Origin of the sequence: Nocardioides sp. NPDC127514 (assembly GCF_040302125.1) — a bacterium.
GTDB lineage: Bacteria > Actinomycetota > Actinomycetes > Propionibacteriales > Nocardioidaceae > Nocardioides.
The window spans coordinates 55900-67896 of the sequence record NZ_JBEORF010000011.1 but is presented as its reverse complement, the minus strand read 5'-3'; the positions used below and the strand labels follow the sequence as shown (position 1 = coordinate 67896).

At 71.6% G+C, this 11997-nt stretch carries 12 protein-coding genes; 3 read left to right on the top strand and 9 right to left on the bottom strand.

What is annotated here, in order from left to right:
* Positions 1-4: 4 nt before the first annotated feature.
* From ABTX24_RS10760 to ABTX24_RS10750, 3 genes are read left to right on the top strand one after another with little or no spacing between them, the layout of a single operon-like run.
* The gene (locus ABTX24_RS10760) at positions 5-802 is read left to right on the top strand and encodes an ABC transporter ATP-binding protein (protein ID WP_160023832.1); all 798 of its coding nucleotides are present in this window, start codon (positions 5-7) and stop codon (positions 800-802) included.
* 27 nt (positions 803-829) lie between these two features.
* On the top strand, positions 830-1843 hold the full coding sequence (locus tag ABTX24_RS10755) for an iron-siderophore ABC transporter substrate-binding protein (RefSeq protein ID WP_160023833.1): 1014 nt from the start codon (positions 830-832) through the stop codon (positions 1841-1843).
* A complete protein-coding gene (locus ABTX24_RS10750; protein WP_350839436.1) occupies positions 1840-3939 on the top strand; it encodes an iron ABC transporter permease in 2100 nt (699 codons plus the stop codon). Before ABTX24_RS10755 ends, ABTX24_RS10750 begins: the two co-directional genes overlap by 4 nt.
* Positions 3940-4046: 107 nt before the next feature.
* Here the strand turns inward: ABTX24_RS10750 and ABTX24_RS10745 are convergent, their stop codons facing one another.
* The 9 genes from ABTX24_RS10745 to ABTX24_RS10705 all read right to left on the bottom strand — a co-directional run bounded on the left by ABTX24_RS10745 (position 4047) and on the right by ABTX24_RS10705 (position 11970).
* Entirely contained in the window at positions 4047-5264 is a 1218-nt protein-coding gene (locus tag ABTX24_RS10745) for a globin domain-containing protein (RefSeq protein ID WP_160028891.1), read from the bottom strand.
* Between the two features lie 44 nt (positions 5265-5308).
* A complete protein-coding gene (locus ABTX24_RS10740; RefSeq protein WP_350839434.1) occupies positions 5309-5752 on the bottom strand; it encodes an RrF2 family transcriptional regulator in 444 nt (147 codons plus the stop codon).
* 80 nt (positions 5753-5832) lie between these two features.
* Positions 5833-6876, bottom strand: coding sequence for a sensor histidine kinase (locus ABTX24_RS10735; RefSeq protein WP_350839432.1), 1044 nt, complete (start codon positions 6874-6876; stop codon positions 5833-5835).
* A gap of 35 nt (positions 6877-6911) precedes the next feature.
* Positions 6912-8114, bottom strand: a complete 1203-nt coding sequence (locus ABTX24_RS10730; protein WP_350839430.1) for an oxygenase MpaB family protein — start codon at positions 8112-8114, stop codon at positions 6912-6914.
* 69 nt (positions 8115-8183) lie between these two features.
* Entirely contained in the window at positions 8184-9371 is a 1188-nt protein-coding gene (locus ABTX24_RS10725; protein ID WP_350839428.1) for an MFS transporter, read from the bottom strand.
* A 4-nt stretch (positions 9372-9375) separates the two neighbouring features.
* A complete protein-coding gene (locus ABTX24_RS10720) occupies positions 9376-10419 on the bottom strand; it encodes a MerR family transcriptional regulator (protein ID WP_350839426.1) in 1044 nt (347 codons plus the stop codon).
* 33 nt (positions 10420-10452) lie between these two features.
* On the bottom strand, positions 10453-11247 hold the full coding sequence (locus ABTX24_RS10715; protein ID WP_350839424.1) for a TrmH family RNA methyltransferase: 795 nt from the start codon (positions 11245-11247) through the stop codon (positions 10453-10455).
* Between the two features lie 84 nt (positions 11248-11331).
* A complete protein-coding gene (gene rplT / locus ABTX24_RS10710; protein ID WP_160023841.1) occupies positions 11332-11715 on the bottom strand; it encodes a 50S ribosomal protein L20 in 384 nt (127 codons plus the stop codon).
* A gap of 42 nt (positions 11716-11757) precedes the next feature.
* Positions 11758-11970 (bottom strand): large ribosomal subunit protein bL35, encoded by a 213-nt coding sequence (locus ABTX24_RS10705; RefSeq protein ID WP_008359371.1) that lies wholly within the window; start codon positions 11968-11970, stop codon positions 11758-11760.
* Positions 11971-11997: the final 27 nt, after the last annotated feature.

Here is an 11997-nt window from a genome sequence, read left to right as displayed (position 1 = left end):
CCTCATGCCTCCTGCCCTTTCCGGTCATGACCTCGTCCTCGGCTATGCCCGCGCGACCGTGGTCCATGGCGTCTCGATCGGCCTCGAGTCGGGGCGCGTCACCGCCTTGATCGGGCCGAACGGCTCCGGAAAGTCGACCGTGCTGCGCTCCCTGGCCCGGCTGCATCGGGTGACCTCCGGGTCGGTCCAGCTCGAGGGGGCCGACAGCGCGCCGCTGAACGCCCGTGCGTTCGCGCGCAAGGTCACGTTGCTCTCCCAGTCCCGCCCGCACCCCTCCGGCCTGACCGTGCGCGACGTCGTCGGATTCGGGCGCCATCCCCACCGCCGGCGGTTCGCCGCCCTGACGGAGGAGGACCTGGCGAGCATCGACCGAGCGATGGAGCTCACCGGGACCGCCGCGATGGCGGACCGGGCCGTCGACCAGCTCTCCGGTGGCGAGCTACAGCGCGTCTGGCTGGCCAGCTGCCTGGCCCAGGACACCGGCGTGCTGCTCCTCGACGAGCCCACCAACCATCTCGACCTGCGCTACCAGGTCGAGATCCTTGACCTGGTCCGCGATCTCGCGGACCACCACGGGACGGCCATCGGCGTCGTCCTGCACGACCTGAACCAGACCGCCGCAGTGGCGGACCAGGTCGTACTGCTGCACCACGGCGATGTGCACGCCGCCGGCGAACCCGCTGACGTGCTCACCGCCGAACACCTCTCTGAGGTGTACGGGCTCCCGATCGAGGTGACCTCCGATCTGGAGTCCGGGCGCGTCCGGGTCGAGCCACGCGGCAGGCATCACGCCCGGCTCTGACGCCGGCGGACACGAAGAGGAAAGACGATGTTTCGACGTACGACCACTGCTGCCCTGACAGCGGCCGGCGCCCTGATGCTGGCCGCCTGCGGACAGACGACGACCGCAGCCGAGTCCGGCGAGCCCGAGAAGAAGGCCTCCGCCGGCTGCGAGGGTGTCGCGACCTCCAGCGGTCCGGTCAGCCTCACCGACTCCTTCGGCAACAAGATCGAGCTCGACAAGCCCGCCGAGCGGGTCGCGGTCCTGGAGTGGCAGCAGACCGAGGATCTCCTCAGCCTGTGCGTGGACCCGGTCGCGGTCGCCGACGGCAAGGGTTTCCGCACCTGGGACACCGCGGAGGAGCTTCCCGAGAGCGCCACCGAGGTCGGCACCCGGGGCGAGCCGAACCTGGAGACCCTGTTCGGCACCAACCCCGACCTGATCGTCGTCGAGGCCTACACCGCCGAGGACGAGATCCTCAAGCAGCTCGCCAAGTACGACGTCCCCGTCCTCGCCACCAAGGGCGCGGACGCCAAGGACCCCGTCGCCAACATGGTGACCACCTTCGAGATGATCGCCGAAGCGACCGGCCGCGAGGAGCAGGCGGAGAAGGTCGTCGGCGAGTTCGAGGACAAGCTCGCCGCCTCGAAGAAGGCGGTCGCGGAGGCGGACGCCGCGGGCACCGAGTTCGTCTACTTCGACGGCTGGATCGACGGCGCCAACGTGGCGATCCGCCCGTTCGGCCAGGGCTCGCTGATCGGTGAGCTCGGCGAGGAGATCGGGCTGAAGAACGCCTGGACCGGCGAGGTCGACCCGGCGTACGGCCTCGGGCAGACCGACATCGAGGGCATGACCACCCTCGGCGACGCCACCTTCTTCCACACCGGAACCGTCGACCCCGCGGGCGACATCAACGCCGAGCTGGCCAAGAACAAGGTCTGGAAGTCGATCCCGGCCGTCAGCGAGGGCCGCACCCACGCCTTCCCCGAGGGCATCTGGACCTTCGGCGGACCCCGCTCGGCCGAGCAGGTCCTGGACGCGTACGTCGACCTGCTCAAGTGACCGATGCCCTCAAGGCCCCGCGAGCGGGCGCCGGAGGCGCCTCTGTCGTCCTCCTGTGCCTGCTCGCCGGGCTGCTGCTGACCGCGTCCTGGCACCTCACCCAGGGCACCTCGGGCGTCGGGCCCGCCGACTTCCTCGACGCGCTGCTCGGGCGTGAGCAGTCCCATGGCGCGACCGCGTCGACGATGGAGATCATCACCGGGTCGCGGATCCCCCGCCTCGCGGCGGGGATCGCGGTCGGGTTCGCCCTCGGCGTCGCCGGGGCCCTCCTGCAGTCGCTCGCGCGCAACGCGATGGCTGCCCCCGACACCCTGGCGGTGACCGGCGGCGCCTACTTCGCGGTGACCCTGGTCGCCGCGTTCGGCCTGTCGGTCCCGCTGTGGGCCTCTGGCATCACGGCCTTCCTCGGCGGCCTCGTCGCCGCCGGGATCGTCCTCGCCCTGGCCGGCGGCGCGGGCACCTCGACGACCCGGCTGATCCTGGCCGGCTCGGCGGTGGCGCTCGCGCTCCAGGCCGCTACGTCGACGCTGCTCATCCTCTACTCCGAGGAGACCACGAGCCTGTTCGCCTGGGGCAGCGGATCGCTGAGCCAGCTCGGGCTGCAGGCGTTCTGGCAGGTGGCACCGGTGGTCGTGGTGGCGACCGTCTGCGGCCTGCTGCTCGCCCGCCGGCTCGACCTGCTCTCGGCAGGCGACGACGCCGCCTCGGTCCTCGGCGTACCAGTCCGCTCGACGCGGGCGATCGGGACCGTGCTCGCGGTGCTGCTCACCTCGGCGTCGGTGACGCTGGCGGGGCCGATCGGCTTCGTCGGGCTCTGCGCCCCGGTCCTGGTCCGCCTGCTCGGCCGGCTCGTGCCGGCGCTGAACCGGCACGCCGTCCTGATCCCGGCCGCCGGTCTGGTGGGCGCCCTCGTCGTGGTCGTGGCGGACGTTCTCGTACGGGCGGTGCTCGGTGCGGACGAGGCCATGTCGGTGCCCACCGGCGTGACGACGACGATCGCCGGTGCGGTCGTGATGGTGCTCCTCGCCCGTGGCGGACGCGACTCCGGTCCCACCCGCCGGCCACCCGGCGCCACCGTCACCATCCGCAGCCGGCTCCGGTTCCTGGTGGTGCTCGTCCTGCTGCTCGCACTGACCGTCGGTGCCACCGTCGTCGGCCTGCTCGCCGGGCATCAGTGGCTCTACACCGGCGACATCGTCGCCTGGCTTCAGGGCGAGGGCATCCCGCTGGTCCAGTTCGCTCTCGACGAGCGTGCCCCCCGGGTCGCCGCGGCCGTACTCGCCGGTGGGGCGCTCGCTCTGGCCGGCACGTTCGTCCAGGCCACCTGCCGCAACCCGCTGGCCGAGCCCGGGATCCTGGGCATCACCGGCGGCGCCGGCGTGGGCGCGGTCATCGTGGTGACCGGCCTCTCCTCGGGCTGGAGCGGTGGCAGCTCGGCCGCGGCCTCGACGACCACCATGCTCATCGCCGCGACCGTCGGAGCGCTCGTCGCCTTCGGAGTCGTCTACGGCCTGGCCTGGCGAGGCGGCATCGACACCGACCGGCTGGTGCTCATCGGCATCGGCGTCTGGTACGGGTCGGTCTCGCTCAGCACCTTCCTGCTGGTGCGCTCCAACCCGTGGGACACGCCGCGGATCTACACCTGGCTCTCCGGCTCGACCTACGGTCGCAGCTGGGAGCAGGTCGTCCCGGTCGCGGTGGCGCTGGCCGTCGCGATTCCGATCGCCTTCGTCGTACGTCGCGAGCTCGACCTGCTCACGCTGGACGACGACACGCCCCGGCTGGTCGGCGTCTCCTCGGAACGGGTGCGCCTGCTGATCCTGCTGACCGCCGCGGTGCTCACCGCGATGGCGGTCTCCGCCGTCGGTGTCGTCGGCTTCGTCGGCCTGGTCGCGCCGCACATCGCGCGCGCTCTCGTCGGCGGGCGCAGCGCGCGGGTCGTCCCGGTCGCCCTCCTGGTCGGGGCGCTGCTCCTCGTGGTCGCCGATGCCATCGGCCGCACCGCGATCAGCCCTGCCCAGATCCCCGCGGGCCTGGTCGTCGCGCTCATCGGTGCGCCGTACTTCATCTTCCTGCTCGCCCGCTCCCGCCCCTGACCCGGCGCAACTGCCACATCACCAAGCGCCGGGTCAGAGCGGAGCCTACGCAGACGAGCCGGGCGAGCAGCACCGCAACAGCCAGGCTGTCGCGGTGAGAAGATCCATCATGCCGAGGCGAGCCCCGCGTCCGGGCCGAAGACCTCGTAGTGGATCCGGTCGTCGGCGACACCACGCTGGCGCAGCGCGGCCTGCACGCCGGCCATGAACGGCACCGGGCCGCACAGGTAGATCTCGGCCTCGCCCGGCAGCTCGACACCGTCGAGGTCGATCCGGCCAGCACGGAGCACCTCATCAGCCTCCCGGGCGCCGAGATCCTCGTACCAGCGAAGCTGCGTGGCCCCGCGCAGCGACTCGACGAGCTCGGTGGCCTCGACCCGGTGCGCGTGGTTGGCCAGGGAGCGGTCGGCGTGCAGCACCAACACATTCCGGTCGGACTCGGTGTGGACCAGGTGGTGCAGGAAGCCGATCATCGGGGTGATCCCGATGCCCGCCGAGATCAGCACCAGCGGCGCCTCGTGCTCGGGCAGGGTGAGCTCGCCGAACGGCGCGGAGACCTCGATCTCATCGCCTTCGAAGAGGTTGCCGTGCAGGAAGGTGGAGACCTCGCCCGCAGGTGCGATCGCGTCGCCTTCGCGGTGCCCCCGGATCGCCTTGACGGAGATTCCCCATGCACTGGCCCGCGCCGCTCGGGTGAGGCTGTACTGCCGGATCTGGCGCGCACCGTCCTGCAGGCGCACGGCGACTGAGACGTACTGGCCGGGACGGGCCGGCGGCAGCGCCGAGCCGTCCGGGGCGGCCAGGACGAAGGAGACCGTGTCGGGCGACTCCTGCACCCGGCTCGTCACGACCAGCCGGCGGAACACCGTCTCGGGCGTCACGCCGGCGGCGGCGTAGAGGTCGTTCTCGATCGCGATCAGGCTCTCGGCCATGTGCCAGTAGACCTCGTCCCAGGCGGCGGCGATCTCCGGGGTGACGGCGCTGCCGAGGACCTCGACGATGGCGGCGAAGAGGTGCTCGTGGACGATCGGGTACTGCTCCTCGCGGATCCCGAGCGAGGCGTGCTTGTGCGCGATCCGGGCGAGCACCGCCCGCGGGTCGGGGCCGTCCTCGGCCACCAGCAGGGTGGCGTACGCCGCTATGGCTCCGGCGAGCGCACGCTGCTGGTCGCCCTGGGCCTGGTTGCCACGGTTGAACAGGTCGCGCTCCAGCTCCGGGTGGGCGGCGAACATGCGGCGGTAGAAGATCGGGGTGATCTCGCCGATCGCCGCCCCGATGACGGGCAGGGTGGCGCGGACGACCTCGGTAGAGGCAGGGGACAACATCACGAGGGACTCCTTCGTCGTCGTGTTGATGTGGGTGGATGGGATCAGTCGCTCGGACCCGAGCCGATCGAAAGCAGTAGGGCGCGCGTCGGCGCCGCGGCGACATGGCCGATAGTGAGGGGGTCGAGGGTCGCGTAGAACGCCTCCTGCGCCTGCCGCAGAGCGCCCCGCAGTCGGCAGCCCGTGCGCAGCGGACAGGGCTCGGCTCCGTCGCACTCGACCACCTCGCCGGGGCCCTCGAGCTCGCGGACGATCCAGCCGACGGAGGTATCCCGGGCAGTCGCGGCCAGGGACAGCCCGCCCGTCCTCCCCCGCCTGGTCTCGACCACGCCGAGGCGGCCGAGCGCGGTGACGACCTTCGCGGCATGGGTGGGACGTACATGGAGCTGCTCGGCCAGAGCGACCGTGGTGGAGCTCTCCCCCTCCTCGAGGACGGAGAGCCGCATCACGATCCGCAGGGCCAGATCGGTGAACCGGGTCAGCTGCACATCAGCAGACTACTAATTCGGAATCTGTAATGCCTATTTAAGGGGTCGTGATCTACGCCACAGCGCCAGACTCGGGTCGCTCAGGCCGACGAGTCCGTCCTGGGCCAGCCGACCTCGATGCGGGCGCCGCCGCCATCGGCGTCGGCGATCGTGACCGAGCCGCCGTGGGCGCGGGTGAGGCCGCCGACGATGTAGAGCCCGAGACCCGAGCCACCGCGGGCACCGTGCTTCCAGAACTTGGTGAACACGCGCTGCCGCAGCTCGACGGGGATGCCCTCGCCGCCGTCCTCGACGACCAGCAGGACCTGGTCGGGGTCGTCGGGCCGCACACCCAGGCTCACCGTGACGACGCCGTCTCCGTGGCGTACGGCGTTCTCGACGAGGTTGGTGACGACCTGGGTGAACTTGTCCGGATCGGCGTGGATCTCGAGCTCGTCCTCGCCGGCGGAGATGTCGAGCTCGATCGGCCGGGAGGTGGCCGAGCGCACCGACTCGACCACCCGGGTGACCAGCACCGTCGCGTCGCTGGCGCGCGGGTAGAGCTGCAGCCGCCCGGTGTCGATCCGGGCCACGTCGAGGAGCTCGGCGATCAGCCGGGAGAGCCGGTCGGAGTCGGAGGCGACCGTCTTGAGCATCAGCTTCTTCTGATCGTCGTTGAGCCGGTCCCACCGGTTCAGGAGCGCCTGGACGAACCCCTTGACCCCGGTCAGCGGCGAGCGCAGCTCGTGGGCGACGGTGGCGACCAGGTCGGACCGCTCCCGGTCCAGGCGCTTGCGGCCCCGGCCCGAGCGCAGCGAGATCGAGACCTGGTCGACCTCCGCGTCCAGGGACGGGCGCCGGATCGTCGAGACGACCAGGACCTCGGTGCCGTCGGGCAGCAGCCAGGCCTGCTCCGGGGTACCGGTGACGGTCCGCAGGGTGTCGTAGGGCCGGTTGGCCTCGGCCCAGGTCTGCCCTTCGGTGTTGCTCAGCCTGAGTACGTCACCCAGCGGCTTCCCCAGGCTCGAGACCGGGTCCACGCCGAGCATCCGCGCGGCCAGGGCGGAGACCAGGACGACCGCGCCATCCGCGTCGGCGACGACGACACCGTCGGGCAGGGCATCGGCGAGTTCTCGGGCGTCCACGCCGCCACCCTAGACCGACCGGCGGCCCAGGGCCGCTACTCCGGCCGATTGCTCAGCGGCAGCGTGATCGGCGCCGGGTCACCGGGCGAGAAGTAGATCTTGATGAAGGTGTGCACCGCCTCGGGGAGCAGGTTGGAGACGAGCGGGATGTTGGGGACCGTGCTCTGGTACGAGGTCACCAGCAGCGGCACCGCCGCCGCCCAGACGGGCGCGAGCACCGGGTCCTCGTCGAAGGCGATCATGTCGGCGTACGCATCCCCGATCACGTAGCGCCCCAGCGACTCCAGCTCGTGGCGCAACAGCGGGTTGCCCTCGCCGATCACGGCGTCGAGCAGCGCCTGGGCGAGCTCGGCACCCTCCCGGGTGCCGCCCGTCGCGGGCCCCATCACCTGGTCGTACTGCGCGTACGCCGCGGCCCAGTCCTTCGGCAGATACTGCTCCTGCACGCCGAGGAGATGGAGGTCGACGTTCCAGGCGTGCAGGAAGGCGTCGGCGAGCTCCTTGCTCGGCGCGATGTCCCACTCGGTGAACTTCTTCATCACCCAGGTGCCGAGGCTGTGGAAGGTGACCAGGATGTCGGCCTGACTGATCGGGATCTCCTGGCCGGCGCCGACGCCTCGCCAGTGCGATGACTGCGGCAGCAGATGGCGCACGGCGGCATGGACCATCCGGGTCTTGACCGAGTCGACCATCAGCCGGCCGGAGGCGGTCCAGCCCTGGGCATCCATCACGTCGTAGCCGAGCACGGTCGTCTTGGCGATCCGGTCGCGCATGTTCGCGCCGCCGTAGGAGTAGTAGACCGACCACGCCTCACGCTTGATGGCGCAGCTGATCAGGCCGCTGCCGAGGGTGTAGAGGAGCGCGAGGAAGAAGCCGTACCTCTCCTCGTTGAACGTGCCGGCCAGCTGCAGCTTCCCCTGGTCGGCCCAGGTCGGGAGGCGGCGCGCCTCCTCGATGAAGTCGGCCAGATAGGCCGGCAGCCCGTCGGGAACGGGCTGGTCGTTGGTGGTCCAGCCCTTCAGGATCTCGTTGACCTCGGCGACCCTGTCGATGCCCTCGCCGTAGAGACGCTCGATGACCGGGTCGGCACGGACGTCCCAGACGTACTCAGGATCCAGCCCGTCCCCGGTGCCCGCGATCGAGGCGCTCGGCGACCACGTCCACAGCGGGAAGGTCGCGCCCGCGGCCGCCACCGCGCCGCCCGAGGCCAACAGTCGTCGTCTGCTCACGTTCGTCATGCCGTGCTCCTTCGGATCGCCCCGCGAGAACCTCCGCATCCCGAGTGAAACAGATTTACCTTTCGTGTATCAGACCCTCTGGGGTATCGGGCGAGACAGCCGGGCGACCCGGGCAGCGGCCGGCACCGTGGCCAGGAGCAGCGCGGCGATGATCGCAAGAGCCAGGCGTACGTCGATCCCGGCTGCCACACCCAGCAGCGGTGTCGCGAGCAGGGCCGGGCCGGTCTGGGCCAGCTGGGTCAGGCTCGAGAACCTGGCGAGCATCTCCGGCGGGGTGCGGGCGACGTAGGCCGGGAGGAGGTAGGAGGTCAGCATGGTGGTGCCGACGCCGACGAGGCCGACCGCGAGGATCCCCGCCCAGATCTCCGTACGCACCGCCAGCAGGACGACTCCGCCGGCCGCCAGCACCGGGCCGGCGACCGCGACGGGTGCGCGCGGCGCGCCGTAGCGGGCGACGGCGAGGGTCATCACCAGTCCCCCGGCCACCCAGGCGCCGGAGACGAGCCCCGTCTCGGCGGCCGTCCAGCCACGTTCGCGGCCGGCGAGCGGCAGCGCGAGCATGACCAGCGGGAGCACCGTCGAGGCGAGCCCGGTGATGGCGACCAAGACAGGGACGACCCCAGGTGTGCGCACCGCCGTCCTCGCACCGTCGGCCAGGCTGCGCCAGACCGAACCCTGGCCGGCCTCGGGAGCCGGCTCGTGCGGTGGCCGGACCAGGAGGAGCGCGACGAGGACGATGGCGTAGGTGGCCGCGTCCAGGCCGGCCGTCAGCGGCAGGCCCCCGTGGCCGATCAGGAAGCCGCCGGCCGCGGGTCCCGCGGCGCGGGCGATCTGGTGGGCCGAGCCGACCAGCGCCATCCGCCGGTCCAGGTCCTCTGCCCCGAACAGCCGCGGGAAGACTCCCTCAGCGGGTCGCCGCAGGGCCTGGATGGTGCCCGAGAGGGCACCGACCGCGACCAGCATCCACAGTCCCGCACCGTCGATCGCGCCGACCGCGAACGCGGCCATGACCAGCACCATCGCGGCGTCGCAGGCGGCCATCGTCCGCCGGATCCCGATCCGGTCGGCCAGCACTCCCCCGGCGAGCACCAGTACCGCGAGCGGGATCCCTTCGATGGTCAGCACCAGGCTGGCCGCGTCGGCGCCGAAGCCCGCCGCCGCCCAGCCGAGCGCGAAGAAGGTCACCGAGTCGCCGAAGACCGATGCGGTCGACGCTGCCAGCCAGGGGCGGAACCCCCGGCCCTGGGCCACTCCCACGGACTCAGCCCGCGGAGTCGTGTCGCACGGGCATGACCAGCGCGGTGAACCCGGGCTGGTAGGGCGAGGTCACCACCACCGGCCGGTCCGGCGCGGTCACGGCCAGCTGGATCTCGTCGCCCAGGCACGCTGCCAGGGCGCGGCCGAACAGGGCCGTGCCGAGCCGGAGCCGGCTGGGCGGGCCGGTGACCACGCCGCGTACGTCGCTCTGCTCGGCGGTGTGCGGCGAGCGGAGCCGCGTCGGGTCGCCGAGGAAGAGGTCGACCTCGGCGTACGCGGCCGCGTCGAGACCCGCGAGCAGGTCAGCCTTGGCGAGCACCGCGCGGGTGACGGGCGGCTCCAGGCCGGCCAGCACGAGCCGGTGCGCCGGGTAGGTGGTGTCGCGACCCAGCTCCTGCCCGGCGAGAGTCAGGGTGCCGTCGGCGATGCGCAGCTCGGCGCCGGCGATCGCGTCCAGCCGGTCGGCCAGTGCGGCCGCGTCCGGCAGGGACAGGACCGCCCTGCCGCCGTCGCCCTCGGCGGCCGCAGGAAGCTCCCGCACCGCCATCCAGTAGCGGTTGGTCGCCACCACGTCCACGCCATCGCCACCGACGTCGATCAGGACAGAGGCGAGCTCGGAGGCCGGATCGGACTCCGCCGCGTGCCGCACCTGCCGGATCGCCGCGGCCAGCACGGGACCGGGCAGCTCGACGAGCGCCGGCCTCGCGGCAGGCCCCGCGTCGACGGCGGCCAGCACGCCGCGTACGGCCTCCTCGGCCCGCGCCGTGCGCGCGCTCTGGTCCTCGAGGAACTCCGCCAGCGCGGCCCTGGCCTCGCCGGCCGGCGAGTCGAGCACCACCCGCATCGTCTCGATCGGCACCCCGGCCTCCCGCATGCCCACGATCAGCCGGGCCCGGTCGGCGAGCTCGGGCGTGTAGTAGCGATAGCCCGTCCCGGAGTCGACCTCCGCCGGCACCAGCAACCCGCACTCGTCGTAATGCCGCAGCGCGCTCGCGGTCAGGCCCACCGCCCGCGCGAACGCCCCGATCGTCAACAGTGGCTCGTCCATGCCGCAACCATCGTCCTTCACGCGAGTTGAAGGTCAAGCCGAGTGGTGGGCCTTCGCGCTGGCGTAGAGGCAGAGGGCGGCGGCGGTGGAGAGGTTGAGCGACTCGGCCCTGCCGAAGATCGGGATGCTCACGATCTCGTCGGCCTCGGCGGCGAGCTCGGGCGGGAGGCCCCAGGCCTCGTTGCCCATCAGCCAGGCGGTGGGCCGGGCGAGGAGCGCGTCAGCGCTGAAGAGGTCGGCGGTGCCGTGCATGTCGGCAGCCAGGACGGTCAGACCGGCGGCCTTGGCTGCCTTGACCGCGACCAGCGGGTCCCGCTCGATCGCGATCGGGAGGTGGAAGGCGGAGCCGACCGAGGCCCGGATGGTCTTGGGGTTGTAGAGGTCGACCGAGTCGCCGGCCAGGATGACCCCGGACGCACCGGCCGCGTCCGCGCAGCGGATGACGGTGCCGGCGTTGCCGGGATCACGTACGTCTGCACAGATCACCACGAGCGGACCCGCGATGTCGCCGAGCGCCACGTCGAGGAACCGGCACAGTGCCACCACCCCGGCGGGAGTCACCGAGTCGGAGAGGCCGGCCATCGCTCGGTCCTCGACCAGCGTGACCGCTTGGTCGGCCAGCAGCGAGGCGTACGTCTCCGCTCCGGCCTCGGTCGCGAAGATCTCCTGCACGCAACCAGGAACCCCGAGCGCGCCCTCGACGGCCTTCGGCCCGTCGGCCAGGAAGACCCGCCGCTCCGAGCGCACCGCACGTCGTGCGAGCTTGCGGATCTCCTTGAGGCGGGCGTTCCCCGCGGACAGCTTCACGTTCTCCCCCGACTCATTCACTGACGAAGACTCCCACGTCGCAACAGAGAACGACGCCCCCAGCCCGGCACAGCGGCCGGTGGGGGCGTCGTTTCAAACGCAAGCTCAGGCGTTCGCCGGGGCGTTGACGTCCTCCGGCAGAGCGGCCTTGGCCTGGGCGACGATCGCATTGAACGCGGCCACGTCGTTGACGGCGAGCTCGGCGAGGATCTTGCGGTCGACCTCGATGCCGGCCAGGTTGAGACCCTGGATGAAGCGGTTGTAGGTCATGCCCTCGGCACGCGCCGCGGCGTTGATCCGCTGGATCCACAGCTTGCGGAAGTTGCCCTTGTTCTTGCGGCGGTCGTTGTAGGAGTAGACCAGCGAGTGGGTGACCTGCTCCTTCGCCTTGCGGTAGAGGCGCGAGCGCTGGCCCCGGTAACCGGAGGCCCGCTCGAGGGTGGTGCGACGCTTCTTCGCAGCGTTCACTGCGCGCTTGACGCGTGCCATTTCAGTGCTCCTTGAATGCTAGGGAAAGTTTCGGGTGATCGCTCAGCGACCGAGCAGCTTCTTCGCGCGCTTGACGTCGGCGGGGGCGAGCTCCACCAGACCGGCGTTGCGACGGTGCTTCTTGCGCGAGCCGGTCGTCGGCGCGGAGGCGAACGCAGCGCCGGACTTACGGCCGGCCTGCAAGCGCTGGATCTTCCCGGAACCGGTCACCTTGAAGCGCTTCTTGGAACCGGAGTGGGTCTTGTTCTTCGGCATAGTTCTTCCTTCTCTCGTCGTCCGGCC